The organism is Hydrogenophaga sp. ANAO-22, assembly GCF_042466645.1.
GTDB lineage: Bacteria > Pseudomonadota > Gammaproteobacteria > Burkholderiales > Burkholderiaceae_C > Hydrogenophaga.
Genome location: NZ_CP159956.1, coordinates 2,105,235 through 2,131,738 on the forward strand (window position 1 = coordinate 2,105,235; position 26,504 = coordinate 2,131,738).

Genomic DNA, 26,504 nt, shown 5'->3' on the forward strand with positions numbered 1-26,504 from the left:
GCCGCCGTGACCTTCGTGGCTTTCCCCAATGGACGCGCGCGCCAGCCTGCCTACACTGCCCCCACCCATGAACATCAACACCGTCGACCTGAACCTGTTCCTTGTCTTTCAGGCCATCTATGTCACCGGCAGCGTGACCGTCGCCGGTGAAAAGGTCTGCATGACGCAGTCGGCCGTGAGCAACGCGCTCAAGCGCCTGCGCGAGCGCTTCGACGACCCGCTGTTCGTGCGCACGCCCAAGGGCATGGTGCCCACGCCCATGGCCAAGCAGCTCATCGGCCTGGTCGAAGAAGGCCTGGCCAAGTTCAACCAGGCGCTGGACCAGGTGCGGCGTTTCGATCCCGCCACCAGCGACCGCCTGTTCCGCATCGCCATGAACGACGTGGGGCAGCTGGTGGTGCTGCCGCGCCTGATGTCGGCGGCGCGCGCGCAGGCGCCGCATGTGCAGTTCGAGATCATCGGCACCTCGCCGGAAGAAACGCGCCACCTGATGGCGGACGGCGGCGTCGACCTGGCGATCGGCAGCTGGGCGCCCATGGGCGCGGGCTTCCATGCGCAGCACCTGTTCGACGAGACCTTCTTCGCGCTCATGCACGTGGACCACCACATCCGCTCCGAGCGCATGAGCTTCGACGAGTACTTCGGCGCCGAACACCTGGCCTACCGGCCCAGCGGCGCCAGCGACGCGGCCCTGCAGTCCACGCTGATGGCGGCCGACCTGCTGGCGCGGCGCAAGGTGGTGCTGACGGCCGCGCACTCCCTGGGCCTGTCGGCCTTGTTGAGCGAATCGCGCCTGGTGCTCACCGTGCCGTGCCGGCTCGGCCAGGCCATGATGGACTCGCGCGACCAGCTGCGCTCGGCGCAGCTGCCGTTCGAGGTGCCGCCGTTTTCGGTGCGGCAGCAGTGGCACGACCGCGCGCACGCCGATGGCGGCAACATCTGGCTGCGCGAACTCACGCTGGCCACGCTGCACGACGGGGAGACGGCGGCATCGCCGGGCGAACCCGGCTGAAGCGCCTTCGTCAGCGCGCCGCCACCAGGGTGTTGCGCAGCGTGCCGATGCCGGAGATGGCGACCTCGATCACGTCGCCCGCCTTCATGAACACCGGGGGCTTGCGCCCGGCCCCCACGCCGGCCGGTGTGCCCGTCAGCAGCACATCGCCGGCGTTGAAGCAGTACCAGCGCGAGAAGTGCGCGATGGTCTCGGGCAGGCTGAAGATCAGGTCGCTCACGGGCGAGGACTGCATGAGCGCGCTGTTGAGGTGGGTGGTGATGTGCAGGCGCCCCACGTCGGGCACTTCGTCTGCCGTGAGCAGCACCGGCCCCAGCGGCGTGAAGCCCTCGAACTGCTTGCCCATGATGTTGACCTCCCAGGTCTGGCGCGCCTCCCAGGGCTGCGTCGCGCCCCAGACATCGCGCACCCAGTCGCGCGCGGAGATGTCGTTGGCCACGGTGTAGCCGGCGACGCAGGCCATCGCCTGGTCCGCGTTCACGCGGTGGCAGCGCCGGCCGAAGACCACGGCGAGTTCGCCCTCGTAGTCCACGTGCGCGGGCGCGTCGGCGGGCAGCGCCACCGCGTGTTCCGGCCCGACGATGGAGGTCGCCACCTTGAGGAAGCCGGTGGGCTGCCGGGGCGCGGGCGTGCCGGCCATTTCGGCCAGGTGCGACTTGTAGGCCAGGCCCGCGGCCACCACCAGGCCGGGGTTGGGCACGGGCGCGAGCAGGCGGGTGCCCGGTGGCATCAGCGCCCCGCGCTGGCGCAGGCGGTCCTGCAGGCCGGGGTCGGCCTGCACACGGTCCACGAGGCCGCGCACCAGGGCCAGCGCGGCGGGCCCGCCGGCCAGCAGCTCGCGCAGGCTCTCGGGCAGCCAGGCCTCCAGGCTGTCGGCCTGGGCCGCGCGCCGCAGCGCCAGCACCTCGCCCGAAGGCAACAGGGCGCCGGGCTCGCCGCCGCGCACGGAATCGATGGTCACGAGTTTCATGGGGATCTCAGAAGTGGTGGCGCATGCCGAGGGCGTAACCGGTGCCGGAACGCAGGCCGGTGGCCCGGTCGTTCATCACCACGGCGTACACATCGGTGCGTTTGGACAGGCTGTGCAGGTAACCCGCGGCCAGCGTGGTGCGATCGCGCTCGGTGGTGCCGGCCTGCGTACGTTCGGTGCGGGCCCACGAGGCGATGAAGCGCCCGGCGCCGAAGGGCACGGCCGCGTGCACACCGACGGTGTCCAGATCGATCTCGGCCTGGCCGCGCGGGCGCAGCGTGGCCTTGGCCCACTGGCCGAACAGCTTGACCACCTGGAAGTCGTAGGACACGCTGCCGAGCGTGCTCGACTCGGCTTCGATCACGTAGGGCGCGCCCGCCGGGTCGGTGCGCGACCGCGGCACGTTGTACGCCGCCGCGCGGATCCTGCTGACGCTCAGCGCCGCCGCGAAGGGACCCGAGCGGTAGTTCGCCGTGCCATCGAAACGGCGCCCTTCCGGCGCGGCTTCGCCCGGTGCGACCTGCAGCGAGCCGGAGAAGTTGCCCAGCGTGGGCGTGTTGTAGACCAGGGAGTTGTTCCAGCTGCCGTCGCTGATGCCGTGCGAGGCCAGCATGGGCTGCGAGCCGACGAAGGTGTGCAGCATGAACGGGCCCAGCGTGGTGGAGTCGCCAAAGGGCGTGAAGCTCAGCGTGTTGACGAAACTGCCGGTGGGAATGCGGCCCGCGCGGAACTGCCCGAAGGCGCCGCGCACACCGACGAAGCTGTAGCGCGAGAAGAAGCGGCCGGCGGCGTTGTCGCCCGGGTGGCGGCCGACCTCGCCGGTGTCCAGGCGGAAGTGGCCGCCGAGGTCGAACAGCGCGGTGAGCCCACCGCCCAGGTCTTCGGAGCCGCGGATGCCCCAGCGCGAGGTGGTCATCATGCCGCCGTCCACGCGCGAGACGCGTGTCTCGCCCGCGAGCTGCCTGGCGTAGAAGCCGCCGTCGACGGTGCCGTACAGCGTGGGGCCGGTGTTGCTCTGTGCCTTGGCGGGCAGGCCCGTGAGGGCCAGCGCCGCCGCGACGGCGATGCCGCTTTTCGTGGTGTTCAAAAGGTGTCTCCTGGTTGTTGAATACGGGCAGCGGGATGCTAGGTATTCGACTTCCGGAAAACCAATGAAAGCTCGTGATGCGGCGCATGCGTTTGCGAAATGTCGGTGGGACATTTTCAAAACGGATGGGGCGCATCACCAATCTTCGTTTGAAGCGCGCGAGCAGCCGGCCTAGCATGCGGACAGCCCAACACAAACACAGGAGACAGACCCATGCGCCTGAGCAGAAGAAGCCTTGTCGCGGCGATGGCCGCGACCTCACTCACCACCACCACCGGCCTGGCGTTCGCGCAGGACGCGGGCCGCCCCATCCGGCTGCTGGTGCCGCTGCCGCCCGGCTCGGGCGGCGACAACATCGCGCGCATCCTCGCCACGCCCTTGCGCGATCTGCTGGGCCATCCCATCGTGGTGGAGAACCGGCCGGGCGGCGACATGATGATCGGCGCCAGCCAGGCGGCCAAGGCGCCGGCCGACGGCAACACCTTGTTGATGGCGCACATGTCGACCATGGTGATGAACCCCTTCGCCTACAGCAACATCAGCTACGACCCGGTGAAAGACTTCAGCCCCATCGGCAAGATCAGCGAGAGCACCGCCGTGGTGGTGGTGCACCCCGCCGTGCCCGCCAGGACCCTGGGCGAGTTCGTGGCCTACGTGAAGGAGCGGCCGGGCCAGGTGTCCTACGGCACGGCCATCCTCATGGTGCAGATCGCCGGTGAACAGCTGGTGCACACGCGCCAGCTCCAGATGACGCGCGTGCCCTACAAGGGTGGCGCCCAGGTGATGCAGGACACGCTGGCGCGCCACATCGACATGTCGATCGCCGACACCTCGTCCTACCTCGCGCTGATCAGGGCCGGCAAGCTGCGCCCGCTGGTCACCACCGGCGCGGAGCGCAACCCCTTGCTGCCCGACGTGCCCACCGCGCGCGAGGCGGGCTTTCCGGAAATGGAGATGCGCGGCTGGTGGGGCCTGTTCGCGCCGGCGCAGACCTCCAAAGAGGTGGTGAACAAGACGGCGGCGGCGCTGCAGAAGGTGCTGGCCCTGCCGGACGTGGTGCAGCAGCTGCGCGCCATCGGCGCCGAGCCCCGGCCGCTCCCACCCGAGGCCTTCGCGCTGGAGATGAAGCAGCAGCAGGACCATTGGGGCCAGGTCATCAAGACGCTGAAGATCAAGGCCAGCGAATGACGATGAAAGCGGTTCGCCTCGCGGCCCATGGGGGTGTGGAGGTCTTGCAGTACGGCGATCAGCCCCTGCCCGAGGTGGGGCCGCTGGACGTGCGGGTGCGCGTGTTGGCCACCACCGTGTCGCGCTGGGACATCAAGTACCGCCAGGGTGGCACGCAATTCAGCCTGCCGGGCCGCAAGCCCTTCCCGCTGCCGATGCAGCCAGGCCGCGATGCGGTGGGCGTGGTCGAGGCGGTGGGGGAACGCGTCAAGGCCTTCCGGCCGGGCGATCGCGTGGTGGGCCTGGTGCACCCAGCGAACCCGCAATCGCCGCTGACCATCCGCGGCCTGGGCAATCTGTCGACTGACATCGACTACCCGGGCCACACCATGTTCGGCGGCAACGCGCAGTTCGTGGCGCGGCCCGAGTCCTACTGGCTGCCCTTGCCCGACGGCGTGGCGCCTGAACGGGCCGCGGCCGCGATGTGGTCCTACGCCACCGCGCACCGCATCCTCAAGGACCGCCTGCAGGCGAGCGCGGGCGACACGGTGTTCGTGGTGGGCGGCTCCGGCGGCATGGGGTCGGCCACGCTGGACCTGGCCCGGCTCATGGGCGTGCGCGTGGTCGCGGTGACCCGCTCGCCGGCCAAGGTGGATTTCCTTCACGCCTGCGGCGCCCACAAGGTGGTGCTGCTGCCTTCGCCCGAGGCTTGCGCCGACATCCGCGCGGCCGCAAGCCCGCTGGGCGTGGACGGCGCGGTGGACTACAGCGGCGACCCGGCCATGGTGCGTCTTTGCGTCGACGTGCTGCGCCCGGGCGGCACCCTGGTCGCGGTGGCGGGCGAAGGTTCGTCGGCGCCCTTGCCGATCACGGCGGCGGACTGCGTGCGGCTGGAGCTCAACATCCGCGGCGCGCGCGCCTCCACGCTGAACGACCAGCGCGCGGTGCTGGAGCTGCTGGCGCAGGACCGCATCCACCCGGCCATTCACGCGGTGCTGCCGCTGTCCGAGGTGCGGGCCGCGCAGCAACGGCTGGAAACGGGCGATCTAAGCGGCCGCATCGTGCTCGACCCCTGGGCCTGAGCCTTCGGCCTTCCTTCAGTACAGGAACACCTCGCCGCCCCGGCTGGCGAAGAGCTTTCTCGCGAGGTCCCTCGCCCTGTGTCTTTCCTGGCTGGCGATCGCGCGCACGTAGTCCAGCTTCTCGGCGCTGAGGCCGGGGAAGTGCGTGGCGATGTCGGTGTCGCCGCGCGCCGCGCAGCGCACCGCCTCGCCGTAAGACCAGCGCAGGTCGTTGCACAGCTCGAGCACCTGCTTGGCCGCCACCGCGCGGGGCAGGCGCAGGCCGTGGAACTCCAGGTAACGCACCAGCTGGGCCTCGTCCTCGGCCTCGATGAGCAGCGTGCCGTTGTCCTCATGGGACCGGGCGCGGTGGTAGAAGTCCAGCTGGGTCAGGGCCTCCACCTCGTCGGGCCGCAGGCGCACGGGTGGGTCCGGGGGAAGTTCGGTCGGCGCGCTGTGCCGGGGGTTGCTCAACGGAAACGGAATGACGGGCATGGACAGCAGAGAAGTTCAACTGCCTTCATTCTGCAGACCCTGGCTCCGGCACGGGGCGCACACTGGCCGGGAAGCACAGAAAGCCCTGGAAAGCGTGAATTCCGCACCGCGATGGGTGCGGCGCGGACACCACCGCGCGCCACCCTCAAGCGAGCGCCAGGACGACGACCACGCCCGCGACCGAGAGCAGGCCCAGCCACAGCACCGGCCCCACGGCGCCACCGGCGCCCAGCAGGCACACGGCCAGCGCCGCCCCCAGGCCGAGCAGGCCCACCGCCCGCCCCAGCCAGCGCGCGGCGCGCGAGGCGGGGCGCTTCCACAGCCGCTGGTGGTGGCGGTCCATGGCCAGCGCCAGGCCGGCGAAGCCGACGCAGGCCAGCGCCAGCGCGAGCAGCGGCATCACGCGCCGGCCTCCGTTCGCCGCGCCCGCCGATGCAGGCGCCAGGCGATCCACGCGAAGGCGCTCCCCAGCGCCAGCGCGGTGAGATCGAATCCCGCCATCGCCCAGTCGCCCCGCGCCCAGGACGCACCGAGGTGCTGTCCGCCGGTGAGCGCGTTCAACACCGGCAACAGGCCCAGCGCCCCGGCGGCGAGCGCGCCCTGCTCCACCCAGGCGCGTGGTGGTGGGCGCAGGCAGGCGTGCAGCAGCGTGGCGCCCCAGGCGATGAAGAGGGCGTGCGCCTCCCAGCCGGCGCGGTCGGCCAGGTCGATCGGCAGCAGGCGGTTGGCCCAGAAGTAGGCGCCGATGGCCACGGGCAGGCCGAACACGGTGGCCACGTTCAGCCGCTCCACCAGGCGCAGCCCACGGTGCGGCCGGCCCTGGTCGCGCTCCAGTTTCTGGCGCCGCTTCACCGTCCACAACACCAGCCCCGTGGCCACCATGGCGGTGCCGAGCAGGCCCGACAGCGCGTAGAGCCAGCGCAGCACGGGCCCGGCGAACAGGCCCTCGTGCAGGCCCAGCAGGCCTTCGGCCACGGTCAGCGTGCCACGGCGGCTGGGCGCCCGGGTCTCCAGCAGGGCGCCGCTGGCGCCGTCGAACACCATCACCTCCACGTTGCGCAGCGGGCCGGTGAGCACCGGTGCGATCTGCACGCGCGCGCTGGCATCGCCGGGGTGCAGCACCTCCACGGCCTGCACGCTGCCCCGGCCCCAGCGCTGCTCGGCCTGCGCCAGCATGGGCGCCACCGGGGCCAGGGGCGCGGGCGTGCCGGAGGGCGCGGCCGGGGCCTGCCAGGCGCTGAACTCGGCGAGGAACTGGCCTTGCCCCGCCGGGCCGGCGCCGTAGTGGGCCGACACCACCCAGGGCATCAAGGTCACGGCGAAGAAGATCAGCCCCGAGTAGGTGATCATGAATTGGAAGGGCAAGGTCATCACGCCCAGCACGTTGTGGGCATCGAGCCAGGAGCGCTGCCCCTTGCCCGCGCGGAAGGTGAAGAAGTCGGCGAAGAAGCGCTTGTGCGCGACCACGCCCGAGACAAGGGACACCAGCAGGAACACCGTGGCCGCGCCCACCAGCCACAGCGCCGCGCCCGCGGGCAGGTAGTGCAGCCGCCAGTGCATGCGGTAGAGCAGCTGCCCGCCGCCGGTCTCGCGCGGCGTGGCCAGGGGCTCGCCGCTGTCGGCATCCAGCGCCTGCTCTTCCATGTGGCCGTCGTGCGGCCACGAGGCCACCAGGTGCGGCGTGTCGCGGTGGCCGGGCAGCTGGATGGCCCAGCGCTCGGCACCGGCCTCGTGCGCGTTCAGGTAGCGCAGCGCCGCGTCGGCGGCCCGCGCGCTGTCGACCGTGGCGGGTGGCGGTGGCAGCTCCGGGCGCATCCAGCGGTCGATCTCGCTGTCGAAATAGCCGGCCGTGCCGGTGAGGAAGATGAAGTACAGCAGCGAGCCGAGCAGCAGGCCCGCCCAGGTGTGCACCCAGGACGTGCTCTGGCGGAAGCCACCCGTCATGGCCAGCGCCCCAGCGCCAGCAGCAGCGCACCGCAAGGCAGGCCCACCAGCGCGAGGCCGGCGCAGGCGCGCCAGGCGCTGCGCGCGGCGAAGCACCAGAGGATGGCCGCCACGTACACCGCGAAACTCATCAGCAGGGCCAGCGCCACGGTGTCCACGCGGTCCAGGGGCAGCGCCTCCATCAGCGCCAGGGGCAGCCACTGGGCCAGCACGTAGCCACCCGCCACGCCGGCGAGCGCGCGCGCCGGGATCTGGTTCATCAGAACTTCACGCGCAGGTTCACGCCGACGCTGCGGCGCGGACCCATCTGCGCGTAGATGGGGGTGGCATCGCGGTCGATGAAAGTGTTGTAGCGCTCGTCGAACAGGTTCTCGGCGAACAGGCTGAGTTCCCAGTTGTCGTGCCGGTAACCGACGTGCGCGTTGGCGATGAAGCGCGAGTCGATCGGGTCCTGGGGCGCGATGCCGAAGCGGCCCACGTAACCCGCCATGTACTTGGCGTCGCCGCCGACGAAGAAGCCGTTGCGCAGCTGGTAGCGCCCGCCGAAGCCCAGGGTCCACTTGGGGGCTTCGGGGAAGGGCTGGCCCGACAGGTCGCCGTAGCTGGCGTGGTTGAATTCCTTGAACCGGGTGTGCAGGTAGCCCAGCGAGGCGAACACCGAGAAGCGCCGGTTGACCTGGAAGGCCGGTTCGATCTCGAAGCCCCAGGCCCGCGAGGAAGCGGCGTTCGAGGTCTCGCGGTAGGACTGGTTGTTCGGGTCGGGCCGGATCTCGATCTGCTGGTCCTTGTAGGTGGTGAAGAACAGGTTGGCGTTGAGCGTGAGCCGCTCGTCGAGGAAGCGGCCCTTGTAATAGAGCTCGTGGTTCTGCGCGGTCTCCGGCCCGTAGTACGCGGCCCGGCCGGTGTTGTAGTTGACGTAGAAGCCGCCGGTGCGAAAGCCCTCGGAGTATGTGGCGCCCAGCAGGTGCCCCGGCGCGAGCTGTTTGGCCAGGCCGAGCTTGGGCACGAAGTTGGTCTCGCTGAAGTCGGCCCGGTTCTCGTACTGGTTGGGCACCGCGCCAAAGGGGTAGGACTCCGCGTTGCGTTGCACCGTCTTCTCGCGCAGGTAGTCCCAGCGGCCGCCCACGGTCACGCTCCAGGTGGGCACGAACTCGTGCGTGGCTTCGCCGAAGAGGGCCAGGTTGGTGGTCTTGCGGTTGAAGGTTTCGCCGAGTTGCAGGAAGGGCACGGCGATCGCGCCGAAGCGGGAGTCGTAGTTCTGGTGGCTGGCGAACACGCCGCCCACCCATTTCCAGCGGTCCCGCTCGTAATTCAGCCGCACTTCCTGCGTGAGCAGGGTGTCGTTGACCTTGCCGTCGATGCCGTCGAGCAGGCCCGGTGTGCCCTGGTCCACCGAGCGGCGGCGGGTGATGCCCTTGTGCAGGCCGGTCTGCGAGGTCAGCCGCAGCTCGGGCGACAGTTCATGCGTGATCTCCATGCCACCGTTGTGCACCTTGGTCTGGCGGAACTCGGCGTAGGTGGGGATGGCGTACCAGTCGCCGCGCTCGTCGTCGAGGTCGAAACCCGGGCCGACGCCGATCAGGCGCTCGTTCGGGCGGTCGTTGGAGTACGCGTAGCTGAGCATGGCGCGCGTGCTGCCCGAGGGCTGCAGCAGCAGCTTGGCGCGCAGGTTCTGGCTGATCTCGGTGCGCAGATCGTCGTAACCCGCGAACGCCTGGTAGCCGGGATAGGCCACCGTCGTGCGCCCGCGCTCGAAGGCGCCCGACAGCCGCAGCGCCGCGGTGTTGTCCACCAGCGGCGTGTTGAGCACGAAGGCCGTGCCGGTCTGGCGGTGGTTGCCCAGCGTGGCCGAGAGCTCGGCCTCCTTGTCGAAGACCGGGTCCTTGGTCTTGATGTAGACGGCACCGGCCGTGGCCGCGCGGCCGCTGAGCGTGGACTGCGGGCCGCGGTAGACCTCGACCTGCTGCGCGTCCCAGAGGTTGCGGGCCCCGAAGCGCGAGCTGTAGCGGGCCTGCAGCACGCCATCGATGTAGATCGAGCCCATGGGCGCGCCGGAAGGCACGAAGCCTTCGGTGCTCATGCCCCGGATGACGAAGCCGGAGTTGAGGAAGGCGGCGTCCTCGACGTTGCCCAGGCGCCGCAGGGAGTCCTGCAGGTTGCGGATCTGGCCTTCCTCGATGTCCTCGGCGGTGACGATGCCGACGGACGCGCTGGAGGTGTCCAGGGTCTGGGTTTCGCGCGCGCCGTAGAGCTTGGCGGTCACGGTCACCAGGGGCAGCTCGGTCGCTTCGGTGGGTGCCTGGGCGTCGGGCGATTCGGGCGCCGTGGCGGGCGCGGGCGCGCGGCGCAGGGAATAGCCACCGGCCGCCTCGACCAGCTCGAACCCGCTGCCCGCCAGCAGGCGCGAGAAGCCCTCGCGCGGGGTGTACTGGCCCTGCAGCCCCGGGCTGTTCAGGCCGGCGAGCTGGCGCGGGTCGAAGGACAGCGGCACGCCGGCCGTGGCCGCGAACTGGGCCAGCACGTCGCTGAGCTTGCCGGGCGCCAGCGCGTAGCGCTGCGCCGCCATCGCTTCGGCGGCCCGCGCCGGGGCGGGCACCAGGGCTGCCATGCTGGCCAACCCCATCAGCGCGCAGCCGATGGCCAGGCTCAGCGCCCTGAACTCGAAGACCGGGGATGCGCCCCCATCGGGGCGGCGGGTGGGAGGGAAGACCATGCGGTGAACCTTTCATCGGGTGTGCGGACGCGGAGGGGAGCGCGTGAGCGACGCGCCTTTCAACCGGTACACCGGACGAGCCCGAAAAAGGTATCAGCGGGCCTGCACCCGGATCCAGTACGGCGTGGCGCGGGCGACGCGCAAGGGCAGGGTCTGCTCCAGCAAGGCCAGGCTGGCCGGCACGTCGCCGAGCGCGAAAGCGCCGGAGACGGGCAAGGCGGCGACGGCCGGGTCGCAGCGCAGCACACCGCGGTGGTGGCGCGCGAGCTCGGCGACCAGTTCAGCCAGCGGCATGTCGCGCGCCAGCAGCATGCCTTTTTCCCAGAGCGCGGCGGTGGCTTCCACGGCTTGCACCGGCTGCATGGCGTGGGCCGTGAACCGCATCTGCTCGCCCGCGCGCAGCAGGACCGCCTGGTCGGACTCGGCGGGGCGCACCTCGACCGCGCCGTCGAACACGGCCACGCGGGTGGCGTCGCCCAGGTGGCGCACCATGAAGCGCGTGCCCAGCGCGCGCACGCTGCCCTGCGCGGTGCGCACGGTGAAGGGCCGCGGCGTGGGCGAGGGGTCGCGGCCGGTGGTGACCAGGATCTCGCCGGCCAGCAGCGTCAGGCGGCGGCTCTCGGCGCCGAAGGCCAGGTTCACGGCACTGGCGGTGTTGAGCACCAGGCGGGTGCCGTCGGCGAGGTCGATCGAGCGCCGCTCGCCGACGCCGGTGCGCAGATCGGCGGTCCATTCCTGCCAGGGCGCCTCGCGCCAGCTCAACCAGGCCACGGGCGCGGCCAGGGCCAGCAGGCCCAGCAGGTGCCGGCGGCCCGGGCGGCCCAGGCGCGACAGGGTGTCGCGGCCCAGCCGGGGCGGCACCCGGCGAAAGGTCTCGAGCATGCTTTCGGCGCGCCGCCAGGCGGCTTCGTGCGCGGGGCTGCGCTCGCGCCAGCGCCCCAGCTCGGCCAGTTCGCGTTCGCCGGCCTCGCCGGCCTGCAGCAGCACCATCCAGCCGGCGGCCTCGTTCAGGATCGCCGGATCGATGTCGGTCGCGGACACGGCCATGGCGGGTCAGGCCAGCGCGAGGCAGCCCGCGAAGGCCACGCGCATGTGCCGTTTGACGGTGATCAGCGAGGTGCCGAGCTGCGCCGCGATCTGGCCATAGGTCAGGCCATCGAGCTGGGCGAGCAGGAAGATATCGCGCGTGCGCGGCGGCAGGCTGCGCAGCAGGGCGTCGATGCGGCACAGCGCTTCCAGGATCAGCAGCCGCGTCTCGGGCGAAGGGGTTTCGGGCTCGGGCAGCTGGGCCAGGGCCTGCAGGTAGGCGCGCTCCACGTCCTGGCGGCGCCAGTGGTCCACCACCAGGCCCTTGGCGATGTGGGTCAGCAGCGCGCGAGGCTGCTCGCCGAGCTTGCCCGCCCGCCAGCTCGACACCATGAGGCGCACGAAGGTGTCGTGCGCCAGGTCGGCGGCCACGAAGGAGTCGCCCAGCTTGCGGCGCAACCAACCCTGGAGCCAGCCGTGGTGGTCCACATACAGGGTGGTGAGCTGTTGCTGCTCAAGCGCGATCTCGGGGGTGGCCACGGTGCTTTCCTGCCACCTGCCAGCAGGCGGCTTCGTTAGTTGAATGAGAATTATTATTAATATAGCAGCAAGAAATGCCGCGCTGGATGGGGCTTGAAATATTTGGCCGCCCGCCGGCGCCAGGGCGATCCGCCACTCTGCTACATTGAGAACAATTCTCATTTGATCTTGGACCCGCCTTTGCCGCCGGGTTCCAGCGCACAGGAAACCGCACCGTGGCCGGCCCCGAGCACACGCTTCATCGCACCGTTGAAACCCTGTATGTGGACCACCACGGCTGGCTCCAGGGTTGGTTGCGCCGCAAGCTGGGCGACTCCTTCGTGGCCGCCGACCTGGCGCAGGACACCTTCGTCAGCGTGCTCAAGGCGGGCAACGCGGACGGCATCCACGAACCCCGCCCCTTTCTGGCCACCATCGCCCGCCGGTTGATGGCGCACCGCCACCGCCGGCAGTTGCTCGAGACCGAGTACCTGGACATGCTGGCCGCCTTGCCAGAGGCGCTGGCGCCTTCGCCGGAGACCCAATGCCTGGCGCTCGAAGCGCTGCGGCAGGTGGACGCGGCGCTGGACGGCCTGCCGCCGGCGGTGAAAGAGGCGTTCCTGCTGGCGCACCTGGAAGACCTGAGCTACGCCGACATCGCCGAGCGACTGGGTGTGTCGGGCAGTTCGGTCAAGCAGTACCTGATGCGCGCGAACCGGCAGTGCCTGTTCGCGCTCACCGCATGACCCGGATGGCCGCCCTGCCCGCGCCCGGCTCCCTCGATGGCCGCCCCATGGCCGGTGGCCTGCCCCTGAGCGAGGCCACGGCCGACGAAGCCGCCGCGTGGCTCACCCTGCTGATGTCGGGCGAGGCGAGCGAGGACGATCGGCACCGCTGGCAGCGGTGGCGCTCGGCCCACCCCGACCACGAGCGCGCGTGGACGCACATCGAAGCCGTCACCGGCCGTTTCAAGCACATGGTGCCCGGCGCGGCCTACCAGGCCCTCTCGCCCTACGCCAAGGCCGCTCCCGCGTCGCCCGGTCGCCGCCAGGCTCTCAACCTGCTGCTGTGGGGCGGGCTGGCGGGCACGGCCGGCCTGCTCGCCTTGCGCACGCCGATGGGGCAACAGGCGCTGGCGCAACACCGCACCGGCACCGGCGAACAGCGCGATCTGACCCTGGCCGACGGCACCCGCATCACGCTCAACACCGGCAGCGCCGTCGACCTGCGTTTCGACGCGCGGCAGCGGCGCCTGCGGCTGGTGGCCGGCGAGGTGATGGTGCTCACCGCGCCCGATGCACGGCCTTTCATCGTCGACACCGCCGAAGGCAGCATCCGCGCCCTGGGCACGCGCTTCACCGTGCGCCAGTGGAAGGGCCGCACCAGCGTCGCGGTGCTGGAGAGCGCCGTCGAGATCACCCCCCTCGATGCCACCACCCGGCCCACGGTGCTGCGGGCGGGCGAGCGCACCTCGTTCACGCGCGGCAGCTGGGAAGCGGCCTCGGCCTTGGCGGAGCAGGACGCGGCCTGGACCCGCGGCCAGATCGTGGCCGACGGTGTGCGCCTGGGCGACTTCATGGCCGAGCTGGGCCGCTACCGCCGGGGCTTCGTGCAATGCGATCCGGCCGTGGCCGATTTGCGTTTCTCCGGCGTGTTCCCGCTGCACGACACGGACCGCATCCTCTCCACGCTGCCCAACGTGCTGCCGGTGCAGGTGCGCCTGCGCACCCGCTACTGGGTGACGGTCGAGGCCGCGCCTTAGCCGCCCGGCCCGCCGTGGCATCGCCATCCTGCAAGGCCTGCAGGATTTTTTTTGCCTTTTTTCCGTTTTGGCCTGCCCGATCGCCCGTCTCGCGGCACCTACCCAGGAAGGACCTCCTTTTTCAACATCCAACTTGCGGGAACACCATGCCAATCGACGAGCGCGGAACAGGACAGCGCAGCAGCACCAGCCCCCTCCCTCAGATGAAGCCGCGGCCCCTGGCCCATGCGGTGTCGTCGGCCCTGTGCGGGTTGGCGCTGTGCGCCGCCACGCTGCCTGGCGCCGCGCTGGCGCAGGCGGCCACCGCGCCAGCGGCCCAGGGCGAGCGCCAGCGCTTCAGCATTGGCGCCGGCCCGCTGGCGCCCGCGCTGCGCAGCCTGGCCAGCGCGGCCAACCTGCTGCTGAGCTTCACGCCCACGCAGACCGAGGGCCGATCGACCCAGGGCATCGAGGGCGCCTACACCCCGCAGGCCGCGCTGGCCGCGCTGCTGGCGGGCACGGGCCTGCAGGCGGTCGCGCTGGACAACGGGGCCTACGTGCTGCGCGCCGCGCCACCGGCCCGGCCCGCCGCTGCGGACGAGGCCGGCGCCGTGCTGCCCACGGTGACCGTGACGGCGGCGTCGGAGCGCGAACACGCCGACGGGCCGGTGAACGGCTTCGTGGCCCGCCGCAGCGCCACAGGCACCAAGACCGACACCCCCCTGATCGAGGTGCCGCAGTCGGTCTCGGTGATCGGCCGCGAAGAACTCGATGCGCGCGGCGCCCAGAGCGTGATGGAGGCGCTGCGCTACGTGCCCGGTGTGCTGGTGGACAGCTACGGCGTGGAAACCCGGGGCACCGAATGGGCCCTGATGCGGGGCTTCGACTCCAACGCCACCAGCACGCTGGTGGACGGCCTGCGCCTGACGCAGAGCAACTGGATCGCCTTCCAGACCGAGACCTACGGCCTGGAGCGCATCGAGGTGCTGCGCGGCCCGGCCTCGGTGAGCTACGGCCAGGTCGAGGCCGGCGGCACGATCCACCGCATCAGCAAGCGGCCCGATGCGAACGCGCCGCGCGAGGTGGCGGTGCAGACCGGCAGCTACGGCCGGAAACAGGTCTCGGCCGACGTGGGCGGCGCGCTCAACGACGACGGCTCGCTGCAGTACCGCCTGGTCGGCCTGGCCCTGGACAGCGACAACCAGCTTCGCTTCGCCAACGGCCCGCGCGCGAACAACGAGCGGCTCTACGTCGCGCCGTCCCTGACCTGGAAACCGAATGCCGACACCACGCTCACCGTGCTCGCGGAATCGCTGAGCAACGTCAGCAAGGGCTTCTCGATCTACGTGGTGCGCAACAACCAGAATACCGGCCTGCTGCGCGGCGACCCGGACCACCTGCGCTACGACCAGGACCAGCAGAAGATCGGCTACCAGCTGGAGCACCGCCTCAACGACACCTGGACGCTGCGGCAGAACGTGCGCCTCGCGCACTCCACGGTGGAGAACCACTTCATCAACCAGCTCGGCGCGCCCGTGGGCAATCTGCTGGCGCGCAGCGCGCGCTATGGCGACGACCGCCTGCGCCAGAACGCGGTGGACACGAACCTGCAGGCCCGCTTCGGCCAGGGCCGGGTCACGCACACCGTGCTGGCCGGCGTGGACTGGAGCGACGCGCATTCCGACTACCGCGAGTTCCACGCCGCGCCGGGCAGCACGCCGCCGCTGAACCTGGACGCGCCGGTCTACGGCGTGGCCATGCCGCCGGCCGACCAGCTGATGATCAGCCGCACCATCGACTCCCGCCTGCTCGGGCTGTACCTGCAGGACCAGATCAAGTTCGACCAGCGCTGGGTCTTCACCCTGGGCGGGCGCAGCGACGAGGTCACCACGCGCACCTTCAACCGCCGCAACAACCTGGCGGACCGCCAGCGCGATCGGGCCTTCAGCGGCCGCGCGGGCCTGACCTACCTCGCGCCCAACGGCCTGGCGCCTTACCTCAGCTACGCCGAGTCCTTCGTGCCGCAGAGCCTCAAGACCTCGGCCGGCGCCCCCTACAAGCCCACGCGCGGCCAGCAGTGGGAAGTGGGCGTCAAATACCAGCCCGAGAAAAGCGAGCACCTGTTCACCGCCGCGCTGTTCGACCTGACCAAGAGCAACGTCGAGACCTACGACCCCGCGACCGACGACTACCTGCAGACCGGCCAGATCCGCTCGCGCGGGCTGGAGCTGGAAGCCAAGGCGCGCCTGGCGCGCGGGCTCGACCTGTATGCCGCCTACACCTACAACGACGTGAAGGTCTCCCGAAGCCTCGGCGCCGACCTGGGCAAGACCCCCATCCAGGTGCCGCGCCAGCTGGCGTCGGTCGGCTTCGACTACGCGCTCGCGGGCGCCCTGCAGGGCTTCAGCGTCGGTGCGGGCGTGCGTCACGTGGGCCGCCGCTACGACGACGCGCTCAACACGCGCTCCACCGACCCGTTCACGCTCGTCGATGCCGCGCTGCGCTACGACCACGGCCGCTGGCGCTACGCCCTGAACGTGGCGAACCTGTTCGACAAGACCTACGTGGCCTCGCGCGCCTACGGCGGTTACTACCCCGGCTCGGAACGCAGCTTCACCCTGAGCGCGCGCTACCGGTTCTGAGCCACGCCGCGGCTCCGGCATGAACCGGCAGATCTTCGTCAAGGCGCACCGCTGGGCCGGCCTGGCCATGGCCGCGTTCCTGGTGCTGTGCAGCCTGAGCGGCACCGCGCTGGTCTTCCGGGACGAGCTCGACACCTGGCTGGCACCCGAGCTGCAACTCGCGGCGCCGGCGGGCACGGGGGCGCCGCTCGATCCCTTCACGCTGCGGGAGCGGGCCGAACAGGCCCTGCCGCCGGGCGCGCGCGTCGACGGCCTGCAGTTCCGCGTCGAGCCCGGGCGCACCGTCGCGCTGCGGGCCGCCGGTGCCGGGCTGGGCTACGACGAGATCTTCGTCCACCCCCACGACGGCCGCGTGCAGGGCCACCGGCAGACCGAGGCCATCGGCCTGGCGCCCGCGCAGCTCATGCCCTTCCTGTTCAAGCTGCACCACTCGCTGGCCCTGCCGGGCCCGTGGGGCACGCTGCTGCTGGGCGTGGTCTCGCTGGTGTGGACGCTGGACTGTTTCGTCGGCGCATGGCTGACCTGGCCGAAGGCCCGGCCGGCGCTGCCAAAGTGGAAACTGGCCTGGCGCATCAAATGGTCCTCGGGCTGGCAGCGCGCCAACCACGACCTGCACCGCGCGGGTGGGCTGTGGCTGTGGCTGGTGCTGCTGCTGTTCGCCTGGTCCAGCGTGATGTTCAACCTGCGCGACCCGGTGTACCGGCCGGTCATGGAACTGGCCCTGCCGTTCGACGACTCGTGGGAATCGGTGCCGGCGCGGCCCACCCCCCTGCAGACGCCCGGGCTCGACTGGCGCCAGGCGCACCAGGCCGCGCGGCAGGCGATGCAGGCCATGGCGCAGACGCACGGCTTCACCATCCACGCCGAAGAGCGCCTGCTGCTCAACCGCGCGCGCGGCCTCTACATCTACATGGTGCACAGCAGCGTGGACCTGCGCGAGCGCACGGGCAACACCGCCGTGATGATCGATGCCGACACCGGCGCCTGGCGCGGCCAGTGGCTGCCCACCGGCGGCGAGGCCGGCAACACCGTCAGCAACTGGCTGGGCGCGCTGCACATGGCCCATGTGGGCGGCCTGCCCTGGCGCCTGTTCGTCGCCGCCACCGGCCTGGCCGTGGTGGTGCTCAGCGCGACGGGCGTGGTGATCTGGGCCCACAAGCGGCGCGGGCGGGTCCGCGCTAAGGCCCGGTCTCCCGCGCCAGCGCGCCCTGCAGTTCGGCCGCCAGCGCCCGGAGCGAGCCCGAGAGCTCGCGCACCACGCGCGCCAGCGGTTCCTCGGTGGAGACGCTGAGGTTGAGCACGTGCACGCCCTCCACGGTGCTCAGCGGCATGGCCATCGCCACCACCTCGGGCTGCCAGGACGCCGCGCAGAAGCCCTGCTCCTGCACCTGCCGGATGGCCGCCAGGATGTCGGCCTGCACCTCGGGCCAGTGGCTGCCGCAGCGCCGCTGGAACACGCCGAACAGCGCCTTGCGCCGGCCGGCCGACACGGTGGACAGGTAGGCCCGGCCCAGCGAGGTGAGCTCCATCGGCACCCGCTGCCCCGAGACCACGTTGCGCAGGGCCACACGGCGGTTGTAGCGAATGGATTCGAGGTAGACCATCTCGTCGTTGTCGGGTGCGGCCAGGCCCACGTTGACGCGCTGGCTTTCGGCCAGCGCCCGCATGCGCGGCGCGGCCACCGCGAGCACCTGTGAGCCGGCCCGCATGGCATGCGCGAAGCTCAGCACCGGCGGCGCCAGGCGGTAGGCGCGGCGCTGGCGGTCGTGCTGCAGCAGGCCCGCGCCCACCAGGGTCTGGGTGAGCCGGCTGATGGTGGACGGCGACAGGCCGGTGCGCTCCGCCAGATCGCCGTTGCCCAGCCAGCTGGAGCCGGGGCGGAACGCCCGCAGGATCAGGATGCCGCGCTCCAGCGAACGGTTGGTGGGCGAGCTGCCGAAGCTGTCCTCGGAGGGGTTCGGAATGGGGCTGGTCTTCATGTTCGTGATTCCACTGATTGGAATTGGAGGGGTGCGGCCGGGAAGCATCGACCGTAGCATGCTTCCCTGAGAAAAACACCGTTTTCCCATGGCCTTACCGGAGACAACCATGCCCTTTTCCCGTCGCACCGCCACCGCGCGGATGAGCCTTCTCTTCGTCTCGGCGGCGCTCGCCGCCACCGCCGCCCTCGCCCAGTTCCCCGACAAGCCGATCCGCCTGGTCGTGCCCTTCGCGCCTGGCGGCGGCACCGACCTGATCGCGCGCACCCTCGGGCTGGGCATGTCCCGGGAGCTGGGCCAGACGGTGGTGATCGAGAACAAGCCCGGCGCGGGCACGATCATCGGCACCGACCTCGTGGCCAAGAGCCCGGCCGACGGCTACACGCTGGTGATCTCCACCTTCGCGCACGCGGTCAACCCCAGCCTGATGCCCAAGCTGCCCTACGACAACGACAAGGCCTTCGCGCCCGTGGTCCTGATCGGCAAGGGCCCCAACGTGCTGGTGGTGCGCGCGGAGAGCCCGTACAAGTCCGTCAAGGACGTGCTGGACGCGGCCCGCGCCAACCCGGGCAAGCTCAACTACGCCTCGCAGGGCAACGGCACCTCGGCGCACCTGGCCGGCGAGATGTTCGACAACCTCGCCAAGGTGCAGATGAAGCACATCCCCTACCGCGGCGCAGGCCCGGCACTCACCGACCTCATGGGCGGCCAGGTGGACATGATCTTCGGCACCGCCACCGCCGTGTCTTCGGGCCTGGAAAGCGGCAAGCTGCGCGCGCTCGGCGTGACCGGCGCCGAGCGCTCGGCCGTGCTCAAGAACGTGCCCGCCATCGCCGAGACCATCCCCGGCTACGTGATGGAGAGCTGGTACGGCCTGTACGCGCCCGCTGGTACGCCGGCCGACGTGATCGCCAAACTCAACGCCGCCGCCAAGAAGGCCGTGGCCACCGACGAGTTCCGCAAGAAGGTCGAGCAGGAAGGCCTGGTGATCAGCGCCGGCGCGCCGGCCGAACTGGAGACCTACGTGCGCGCCGAAGAAGCGCGCTGGCGCAAGATCGTCAAAGAAAACAACATCACCTCGAACTGACCTCCCCTCTCTCTGGAACCCACCATGTCCACGCCTCCCCTGATCGATCTGCAGGTTGACACCGGCATCGCCACGCTCACGCTGAACCGGCCCGAGAAACGCAACGCCATGAGCGACGCCATGCGCGCCGAATTCATCGAGGCCCTGGAGCAGGTCGCGGCCGACAAGGCCATCCGCGCGCTGGTGCTCACCGGCGCCGGCAAGGGCTTCTGCGCAGGCGGCGACGTGGCCGGCATGGAAAAGCGCATGAACGCCCCGGCGGGCGAGGTGGGCTTCAACGGCTGGCACCGCCAGCAGCGCGTGCACCACACGCAGTCGCTGCTGCACACGATGCCCAAGCCGGTGATCGCCGCCGTGAACGGTGCGGCCTCCGGCCTGGGCGCCGACACGGCGCTGGCCTGCGACTTCGTCATCGCCAGCGAGTGGGCCAGCTTCACCTGGTCGTACATCCACCGCGGCATCGTGCCCGACGGCGGTGGCATGTACTTCCTGCCGCGCCGCGTGGGCCTGTCCACCGCGAAGCAGCTGATCTTCACCGGCCGCAAGGTCGATGCCGACGAGGCACTCTCGATCGGCATCGTGGACCGCAAGACCACGGCGGACCGGCTGCTGACCGACGCCCAGGCCTGGGCGCGCGAGCTGAGCCAGGGCTCGGCCACCGCGCTCGCGCTGAGCAAGACCATCCTGAACCAGACCTTCGAGCTGCCCGCGCAGCAGGTCTTTGCCCAGGGCAGCCAGGCCCAGGGCATCTGCTACACCAGCACCGAACACCGCGAATCGGTGATGGCCTTCCTGAACAAGGCCGCGCCCAAGGAATGAACGCCGTGAACCCCGTGTCTCCCATTTCCCGGCTGCTGCAGCCGCGCAGCGTCGCCGTCATCGGCGCCTCGGCCGACGCGGGCAAGACCGCCGGCCGCCCGGTGGCCTACCTGCGCAAGCACGGCTTCACCGGCGACATCTACCCGGTCAACCCGCGCGTCGAACACATCGATGGCCTGCGCTGCTACCCCGACATCGCCTCCCTGCCCGCCGTGCCGGACGTGGGCATCGTGCTGCTCGGCGCCGAGCGCGCGCACAAGGCGGTGCAGGACCTGTCGGCGCGCGGCACGGCCGCCGCCATCGTGCTGGCCAGCGGCTACACCGAGACCGGCGAAGCAGGCGCGCGCCGCCAGGCGCAACTGCGGGAAGCTGCGGGCAGCATGCGCCTGCTCGGGCCGAACACCATCGGCCTGGTCAACCTCACCGACCGCATCGTGCTCTCGGCCAGTGGCGCGCTGGAGATGGACCACTTTCCGGTGGGATCGGTGGGCGTGGTGTCGCAAAGCGGCGGCATCCTGGGCGCCCTGCTCTCGCGCGCGGCGGCGCGCGGCATCGGCCTGTCCAAGCTGATCTCCACCAGCAACGAGGTGGACCTGGACCTCGCCGACTTCATCGACCAGCTCGCCGACGACGAGGCCACGCGGGTCATCGCGCTGTACGTGGAGAGCGTGCGCGACCCCGGGCGCTTCCGCCAGGCCGCACTGAAGGCCGCGCGCGCCGGCAAGCCGGTGGTGGCCTTCAAGATCGGCCGCTCCGAGGCCGGTGCCCAGGCCGCCGTGTCGCACACCGGCGCGCTGGCCGGCGCCGACCGCATGTACGACGCGCTGTTCAAGGAAGTGGGCGTGATCCGCGCGCAGACTTTCAGCGACCTGCTGGACATCCCGTCGGCCCTGTCCACCGGCCGCACGCTGCGCGGCCGCCGCGTGGCCATCCTCACCTCCACCGGCGGCGCGGGCACGCTGGTGTCGGACAGTTACGGCGTCTCGGGCCTGGAGACCCCGCCGCCCGACGAGGCCACCGCCGCGAAACTGCGCGCGCTGCAGACCGGCGAGCAGGCCGCGCTGGACCGCAACCCGATCGACGTGACGCTGGCGGGCCTGCAGCCCGATCTGCTGCGCGGCGCGATCCGCGCCCTGCTGGAGAGCCCGAGCTACGACGCGCTCACCATCATCGTGGGCTCGTCCAGCCTGGCCATGCCCGAGCTGATGGCCAACGCGATCCAGGACTGCCTGCCGCTGAGCGACAAGCCCGTGATCGCCTACGTGAGCCCGCATGCGCCGCAGGTGGCCGCGCTGCTGACGCAACGCGGTGTGCCGGCCTTCGCCGACGCCGAGAGTTGCACGGCGGCGCTCAAGGGCATGCTGCAGACCCGCCAATTTATCGAGCACGCCGCCGCGCCGCTGGGCGCGCCGGTGGCGGTGCAGGACATCGCGGGCGGCTCGCTGAACGAGGCCGAGTGCAAGCGGCTGTTCACGCGCTTCGGCATACCCTGCACCGCCGAAACCGTGGTGAACAGCCCCGCCGAGGCCGAGCAGGCCGCGCGCGCGCTGGGCGAGCGGGTGGTGCTGAAGATGCTCAGCAGCGAGATCACGCACAAGAGCGACGTGGGCGGCGTGGCCGTGAACCTGCTGCCCGAACAGATCGGCGCGCGCCTCACCCGCATGGCCGACGAGGTGCAGGCCAGGGCCGGGGTGAAGCCCACGCATTTCCTGGTGCAGGAAATGGTGTCGGGCGGCACCGAGCTCATCCTCGGCATGCACCGCGACGCGCTGGGCACGGCCATCCTGCTGGGCATGGGCGGCGTCACCGCCGAGCTGTTCAAGGACACCACCCTGCGCATGCTGCCCCCGCAAGGTGGTCTGAGCCGGGAAGTGGCGCACGAGATGGTGCGCGAGCTCCAGACCTGGCCCCTGCTCGACGGCTACCGGGGCCGGCCCAAGGCCGATGTCGAGGCGCTGGTCGCGGCCATCGTGGCCTTCTCGCAGATGACCGCGCAGCTGGGCGAGCGCCTGATCGAGGCCGAGATCAACCCGGTGTTCGTGCTGCCCGAAGGCCTGGGCGTGAAGGCGGCCGACGGCGTGGTGGTGCTCGCGCATGCGGACTGACACGGCGCTGATCGACACCCTGTCGGCGCAGGCCCGCACCGAGCGCGTGGCCTGGGCCGGCGGTCGGGTCTGCTGGCGCGGTTTCGGCAGCGGCAGCCCGGTGGTGCTGGTGCACGGCGGCCACGGCAGCTGGCTGCACTGGGTGCGCAACATCGAGGCCCTGGCCGCGCAGCACACCGTCTGGGTGCCCGACCTGCCCGGCTTCGGCGATTCGGACGCGCCCGAGGGCGAGGGCCTGGCCGCGCTGCTGGCCCCGGCGCTGTCCACGCTGGACACGCTCATCGGGCCCGACACGCCGCTGCAACTGGTGGGCTTCTCCTTCGGCGGCCTGGTCGCGGCGCACCTGGCCGCGCGGCGGCCCCGGGTGCGGCGCCTGGCGCTGCTGGGCACCGGCGGCCACCAGGGCGCGCGCCGCCCCAGGGGCGAGCTGGTCAACTGGAAGCCGGCCTGGCGCGCGGGCGATGCGACCGCCGTGGAACAGGCCATGCGCCACAACCTCGCCATGCACATGCTCAGCGTGGTGGCCGACGACATCGACCCGCTCGCGCTGCGCGTGCACACCGAGGCCTGCGTGCGCACGCGGTTCCGCAGCAAGGAGATCTCACGCACCGGCGGCCTCGCCGCGGCGCTGGCGGTCTATGCCGGGCCGACCCTGCTGGCCTGGGGCGAACACGATGTGACGGCCGAACCGGCCGCCATCGCGCCCGTGCTGGCCGCCCCGCTGCCCGGGGCCCGCACCCGCCTCGTGGACGGGGCCGGGCACTGGGTGCAGTACGAGCGGGCCGACGCGATCAACCCGCTGCTGCTGGACTGGCTGCGGGATTGACCGCCCCGGTCAGGCGGCCTTCTGCATAGGCCAGGATGTTGTCGAAGGCGATGCCGAAGTAGCGCTCGTAGTTGTCCTTCTCCACGTAACCGATGTGCGGGGTGCACAGCACGTTCGGCAGACGCAGCAAGGGGTGGTTCGCGCCCAGCACCGGTTCTTCTTCGTAGACGTCGACGGCGGCGAAACCGGGCCGGCCCTGCACCAGCGCGTGTTCCAGCGCGCCGCGCGCGATCAGCTCGGCGCGGCTGGTGTTCACCAGCAGCGCCGTGGGCTTCATGCGCGCGAGGTCCTCGGCCGTCACGATGCCCGTGGTGTCGGCACTGAGCCGCACGTGCAGGCTGATCACGTCGCTCTGCGCGAAGAAGGCTTCGCGCGAGGGCGCCACCTCGAAGCCGTCGGCGCGCGCGGCGGCGGTGGAGGCTTCGCGGCCCCACACCCACACCTTCATGCCGAAGGCGCGGCCATAGCCCGCCACCTGCCGGCCAATGCGGCCGTAGCTCCAGACGCCCAGGCGCTGGCCGCTGAGCTGCTGGCCCAGGTGGCCTTGCCATTGCCCGTCGCGCAAGCGGTTGGCTTCGCTCACCAGGTGGCGCCGGCTGGCCAGCGCCAGCGTCCAGGCGATTTCGGCCGTGGCCGAGCCCGCGCCGCTGCCCTCGGCCACCCGCACGCCGCGCGCAGTGCACGCGGCCAGGTCCACATGGCCCGCGAGCTTGCCGGTCTGGCTGATCAGGCGCAGCTTCGGCAGGCGGTCGAGCAGGGCGGCGTCGATGCGCGTGCGCTCGCGCGTGAGCACGATGGCCTCGGCGTCGGCGAAGCGCGCCGCCAGGGCGTCCGTGCCCTTCACCGAGTCGTTGAAGATGCGCACCTCGTGGCCGGCGAGCTTGGCGAAACAGTCCAGGTGCCGCACGCAGTCCTGGTAGTCGTCGGGAATCGCAATGATCATGGACTTACTGCAGGGTGATCTGAAGCTGGTCGACGGTGCGCTTCCACATGGCGAGGTCCTTGCGCACGATCTCGGTGTAGTCCTCGGGCGGCATGCCGCCGGCCTCGATGCCGTAGTTCTGGAACAGCTCGCGGATCTCGGTTGATGCCAGCGCCTTCTTCACCTCGGTGTAGAGCGCCTGCACGATGGGCGCGGGCGTGCCGCTGCGCGCGAACAGGCCGTACCAGCCATGCACGTTGAAGCCGGGGTAGCCCTGCTCGGCCACGGTGGGCACGTCGGGCAGGCCGGCGAAGCGGTTGGCCGGGGCCACGGCCAGCGCGCGCAGCTTGCCGGTCTTGATCTGCGCCAGCGCCGAACTCATGTCGAGGAACATGAACTGGATCTGGCCGCCCAGCAGGTCCTGCACCGCCGGGGCCGCGCCGCGGTAGGGCACGTGCGTGACCTTGATGTCGGCGCGCTGCGCGAACAGCGCGGCGCCGAGGTGGGCCGAGGTGCCGTTGCCCGAGGAGCCGTAGTTGACGCTGCCCGGCGCGGCCTTGGCCATGGCCACCAGGGCCTGCAGGTCCTTGGCCGGGAAATCGGGCCGCACCACCAGCGCGTGCGGGATGTAGCCCACCACCGTCAGCGGCGCGAAGTCGCGCAGCGTGTCGAACGGGTAGTTGGACATGAGCGCGGGGTTGGTCACCGCGAGGATGGACGGAAACACCAGCGTGTAGCCGTCGGCCGGGCCGCGCGCCACCTCGCCCATGGCGATCACGCCACCGCCACCGGGCTTGTTCTCGACGATCACCGGCTGCCCCAGCGAGGTCGAGAGGTTCTTGCCGACGGCGCGCGCCATCAGGTCGGTCGGGCCGCCGGCCGCGAACGGCACCAGAATGCGGATCGGCTTGTTCGGGAAAGCCTGTGACTGCGCCAGGGCGGGTGCCGCGAACGGCAGGACCAGGCTGGCGCCGAGCGCGGCGTTGAAGCGGCGGCGCGACAAGGGGGATTGGGTGGTCATCGGTCGGTGTCTCCAGGTCTAGGTATGGGAAGGCGGCACGGCGTGGCCGTGGCACCTCCGCGCAGCTTAGGTCGCCTGATCGCACCGCGCACCACCCCAATTCCAAGGAGTGGAATTCAGGGGTGTGCCGCGACGCGGAACACCTGCCGCAGGTAGGCGAGGAAGGTCTCGTCGTCGCAGAGAGTCTTGCCCGGCGAGTCCGAGAGCTTGGCCACGGGCTGCCCGTTGCAGCTCACCAGCTTCATCACGATGTTCAGGGTCGGCAGGCCCATGTCGTTGGTCAGGTTGGTGCCGATGCCGAAGCCGGTCTGGATGCGGTCGGCGAAGTGTTCGTAGAGGCCGATCGCGGTCGGCAGGTCCAGGCCGTCGGAGAACACCAGCCGCTTGGTGTGCGCATTGATCTTCAGGCGTTCGTAGTGCGCCAGCGCCTTCTCGCCCCAGGCCACCGGGTCGCCCGAGTCGTGGCGCAGGCCGTCGAAGAGCTTGGCGAAGTAGAGGTCGAAGTCGGCGAGGAAGGCGTCCATGCCCACCACATCGGTCAGGGCCACGCCCAGGTCGCCGCGGTACTCCTGCACCCAGGCCTCCAGCGCCGCCTTCTGAAAGCCCTTGAGCTGCACGCCCACGGCCTGGAAGGTCTGCAGGTACTCGTGCGCCATCGTGCCGATCGGCACCAGGCCGTACTTCTTCGCCAGGTACACGTTGGAGGTGCCCTTGAAGAACTCGGGCACCTCTTTCGCGAACGTGGCCACCACCTCTTCCTGCCAGGCGGCCGAGAAGCGGCGGCGCACGCCGAAGTCGAAGAACTCGAACGGGTTCTGGCGCCGGGCGCCGACGGTGCGCAGCAAGGCGATCTTCTCGCGCAGGCGCCGGCGGCCTTCGCTCAGCACCTCGGGCGTGGCCAGGCGCCGGAAGTAGATCTCGTTGACGATGGCCAACACGAAGATCTCGAAGAACATCACGTGGATCTGCGGCCCCTGGGCCACGATGACCAGGTGATCGCCCTCGGCGGCGACGGTCACGTAGCGGTGCTGGAGCTGGAAGATGCGCAGGAAGTCGATGAAGTCGGACTTCATGTAGCGCAGGCCGCCCAGGTACCGCAGCTCCTCTTCGGTGAAGCGCAGGGTGCACAGGTGCGCCAGCTGGCGCTCGACCTCCTCCCGGATCTCGCTCAAGGGGTAGCCGGGTTCGTTGCGGCACACGAAGCGGTACTCCGCCTGGTTGGCCGGCATCGAGTGCAGCATGGGCTGCAGCATCGTGAACTTGTAGAGATCGGTGCCCAGCAGCGAGGTCACGACGGGTGAGAACGCCGCCTCGGCCTGCATCGCGGTGTCGGTGGTTCTGCTCATGTTGCGCTCCTTGTCTTGTCTG

24 protein-coding genes are annotated in these 26,504 nt (G+C 70.9%); 11 read left to right on the forward strand and 13 right to left on the reverse strand.

The genetic code is table 11. The annotated features are described in order from the left end of the window. Positions 1-67: 67 nt before the first annotated feature. Entirely contained in the window at positions 68-1,012 is a 945-nt protein-coding gene (locus tag ABSY19_RS10030) for a LysR family transcriptional regulator (RefSeq protein WP_382162063.1), read from the forward strand. A gap of 10 nt (positions 1,013-1,022) precedes the next feature. Here ABSY19_RS10030 and ABSY19_RS10035 read toward each other — a convergent pair whose 3' ends face one another. Both ABSY19_RS10035 and ABSY19_RS10040 read right to left on the reverse strand, forming a co-directional pair. After that, positions 1,023-1,982 (reverse strand): fumarylacetoacetate hydrolase family protein, encoded by a 960-nt coding sequence (locus ABSY19_RS10035; protein WP_382162066.1) that lies wholly within the window; start codon positions 1,980-1,982, stop codon positions 1,023-1,025. Between the two features lie 7 nt (positions 1,983-1,989). Continuing rightward, the gene (locus tag ABSY19_RS10040) at positions 1,990-3,069 is read right to left on the reverse strand and encodes a porin (protein WP_382162069.1); all 1,080 of its coding nucleotides are present in this window, start codon (positions 3,067-3,069) and stop codon (positions 1,990-1,992) included. A 213-nt stretch (positions 3,070-3,282) separates the two neighbouring features. Between ABSY19_RS10040 and ABSY19_RS10045 the strand changes: the two genes are divergently transcribed. Both ABSY19_RS10045 and ABSY19_RS10050 read left to right on the forward strand, forming a co-directional pair. After that, the gene (locus ABSY19_RS10045) at positions 3,283-4,257 is read left to right on the forward strand and encodes a Bug family tripartite tricarboxylate transporter substrate binding protein (RefSeq protein ID WP_382162072.1); all 975 of its coding nucleotides are present in this window, start codon (positions 3,283-3,285) and stop codon (positions 4,255-4,257) included. Between the two features lie 2 nt (positions 4,258-4,259). Next, the gene (locus ABSY19_RS10050; RefSeq protein WP_382162075.1) at positions 4,260-5,318 is read left to right on the forward strand and encodes a zinc-binding alcohol dehydrogenase family protein; all 1,059 of its coding nucleotides are present in this window, start codon (positions 4,260-4,262) and stop codon (positions 5,316-5,318) included. A gap of 15 nt (positions 5,319-5,333) precedes the next feature. On the opposite strand, the gene ABSY19_RS10055 is transcribed toward ABSY19_RS10050, so the two are convergent. The 7 genes from ABSY19_RS10055 to ABSY19_RS10085 all read right to left on the reverse strand — a co-directional run bounded on the left by ABSY19_RS10055 (position 5,334) and on the right by ABSY19_RS10085 (position 12,015). After that, entirely contained in the window at positions 5,334-5,792 is a 459-nt protein-coding gene (locus ABSY19_RS10055; protein ID WP_382162078.1) for a hypothetical protein, read from the reverse strand. 145 nt (positions 5,793-5,937) lie between these two features. Beyond that, a complete protein-coding gene (locus ABSY19_RS10060; protein ID WP_382163756.1) occupies positions 5,938-6,192 on the reverse strand; it encodes a DUF3325 domain-containing protein in 255 nt (84 codons plus the stop codon). Further along, complete coding sequence (locus tag ABSY19_RS10065; protein ID WP_382162081.1) at positions 6,192-7,736, reverse strand: PepSY-associated TM helix domain-containing protein; 1,545 nt, start codon at positions 7,734-7,736, stop codon at positions 6,192-6,194. Before ABSY19_RS10065 ends, ABSY19_RS10060 begins: the two co-directional genes overlap by 1 nt. Continuing rightward, positions 7,733-7,996 carry a DUF3649 domain-containing protein gene (locus tag ABSY19_RS10070; RefSeq protein WP_382162083.1) on the reverse strand — a complete coding sequence of 88 codons (264 nt, stop codon included), beginning with the start codon at positions 7,994-7,996 and terminating at the stop codon, positions 7,733-7,735. Before ABSY19_RS10070 ends, ABSY19_RS10065 begins: the two co-directional genes overlap by 4 nt. Then, positions 7,996-10,449: a TonB-dependent receptor domain-containing protein gene (locus ABSY19_RS10075; RefSeq protein WP_382162086.1), complete on the reverse strand. Its 2,454-nt coding sequence runs from the start codon at positions 10,447-10,449 to the stop codon at positions 7,996-7,998. Before ABSY19_RS10075 ends, ABSY19_RS10070 begins: the two co-directional genes overlap by 1 nt. Positions 10,450-10,542: 93 nt before the next feature. Next, on the reverse strand, positions 10,543-11,496 hold the full coding sequence (locus tag ABSY19_RS10080; protein ID WP_382162089.1) for a FecR domain-containing protein: 954 nt from the start codon (positions 11,494-11,496) through the stop codon (positions 10,543-10,545). 6 nt (positions 11,497-11,502) lie between these two features. After that, positions 11,503-12,015 (reverse strand): sigma-70 family RNA polymerase sigma factor, encoded by a 513-nt coding sequence (locus ABSY19_RS10085; RefSeq protein ID WP_382162092.1) that lies wholly within the window; start codon positions 12,013-12,015, stop codon positions 11,503-11,505. A gap of 215 nt (positions 12,016-12,230) precedes the next feature. Between ABSY19_RS10085 and ABSY19_RS10090 the strand changes: the two genes are divergently transcribed. From ABSY19_RS10090 to ABSY19_RS10105, 4 genes are all read left to right on the forward strand, one after another. Continuing rightward, on the forward strand, positions 12,231-12,740 hold the full coding sequence (locus tag ABSY19_RS10090; protein WP_382162095.1) for a sigma-70 family RNA polymerase sigma factor: 510 nt from the start codon (positions 12,231-12,233) through the stop codon (positions 12,738-12,740). Continuing rightward, positions 12,737-13,756, forward strand: coding sequence for a FecR domain-containing protein (locus ABSY19_RS10095; protein ID WP_382162098.1), 1,020 nt, complete (start codon positions 12,737-12,739; stop codon positions 13,754-13,756). Before ABSY19_RS10090 ends, ABSY19_RS10095 begins: the two co-directional genes overlap by 4 nt. Before the next feature lie 203 nt (positions 13,757-13,959). Next, positions 13,960-16,377 (forward strand): TonB-dependent siderophore receptor, encoded by a 2,418-nt coding sequence (locus ABSY19_RS10100; RefSeq protein ID WP_382162101.1) that lies wholly within the window; start codon positions 13,960-13,962, stop codon positions 16,375-16,377. 19 nt (positions 16,378-16,396) lie between these two features. Continuing rightward, positions 16,397-17,668 carry a PepSY-associated TM helix domain-containing protein gene (locus ABSY19_RS10105; protein ID WP_382162103.1) on the forward strand — a complete coding sequence of 424 codons (1,272 nt, stop codon included), beginning with the start codon at positions 16,397-16,399 and terminating at the stop codon, positions 17,666-17,668. Here the strand turns inward: ABSY19_RS10105 and ABSY19_RS10110 are convergent. Continuing rightward, complete coding sequence (locus ABSY19_RS10110; RefSeq protein ID WP_382162107.1) at positions 17,556-18,356, reverse strand: IclR family transcriptional regulator; 801 nt, start codon at positions 18,354-18,356, stop codon at positions 17,556-17,558. The genes ABSY19_RS10105 and ABSY19_RS10110 overlap by 113 nt on opposite strands. Positions 18,357-18,498: 142 nt before the next feature. Here ABSY19_RS10110 and ABSY19_RS10115 point away from each other — a divergent pair, with 142 nt between their 5' ends. The 4 genes from ABSY19_RS10115 to ABSY19_RS10130 are packed head-to-tail and all read left to right on the forward strand — an operon-like array spanning position 18,499 to position 23,193. Then, the gene (locus ABSY19_RS10115; protein WP_382163758.1) at positions 18,499-19,443 is read left to right on the forward strand and encodes a tripartite tricarboxylate transporter substrate binding protein; all 945 of its coding nucleotides are present in this window, start codon (positions 18,499-18,501) and stop codon (positions 19,441-19,443) included. A 24-nt stretch (positions 19,444-19,467) separates the two neighbouring features. Further along, positions 19,468-20,262 (forward strand): enoyl-CoA hydratase/isomerase family protein, encoded by a 795-nt coding sequence (locus ABSY19_RS10120; RefSeq protein ID WP_382162110.1) that lies wholly within the window; start codon positions 19,468-19,470, stop codon positions 20,260-20,262. Between the two features lie 14 nt (positions 20,263-20,276). Further along, a complete protein-coding gene (locus ABSY19_RS10125; protein ID WP_382163759.1) occupies positions 20,277-22,367 on the forward strand; it encodes an acetate--CoA ligase family protein in 2,091 nt (696 codons plus the stop codon). Continuing rightward, on the forward strand, positions 22,357-23,193 hold the full coding sequence (locus ABSY19_RS10130) for an alpha/beta fold hydrolase (RefSeq protein WP_382162113.1): 837 nt from the start codon (positions 22,357-22,359) through the stop codon (positions 23,191-23,193). The genes ABSY19_RS10125 and ABSY19_RS10130 overlap by 11 nt, the downstream gene beginning before the upstream one ends. On the opposite strand, the gene ABSY19_RS10135 is transcribed toward ABSY19_RS10130, so the two are convergent. From ABSY19_RS10135 to pncB, 3 genes are all read right to left on the reverse strand, one after another. Beyond that, positions 23,159-24,136 (reverse strand): D-2-hydroxyacid dehydrogenase family protein, encoded by a 978-nt coding sequence (locus ABSY19_RS10135; RefSeq protein ID WP_382162116.1) that lies wholly within the window; start codon positions 24,134-24,136, stop codon positions 23,159-23,161. The two genes, ABSY19_RS10130 and ABSY19_RS10135, sit on opposite strands and share 35 nt — an antisense overlap. Positions 24,137-24,140: 4 nt before the next feature. Next, entirely contained in the window at positions 24,141-25,136 is a 996-nt protein-coding gene (locus tag ABSY19_RS10140) for a Bug family tripartite tricarboxylate transporter substrate binding protein (RefSeq protein WP_382162118.1), read from the reverse strand. A gap of 116 nt (positions 25,137-25,252) precedes the next feature. Beyond that, on the reverse strand, positions 25,253-26,482 hold the full coding sequence (pncB, locus tag ABSY19_RS10145) for a nicotinate phosphoribosyltransferase (protein ID WP_382162121.1): 1,230 nt from the start codon (positions 26,480-26,482) through the stop codon (positions 25,253-25,255). Positions 26,483-26,504: the final 22 nt, after the last annotated feature.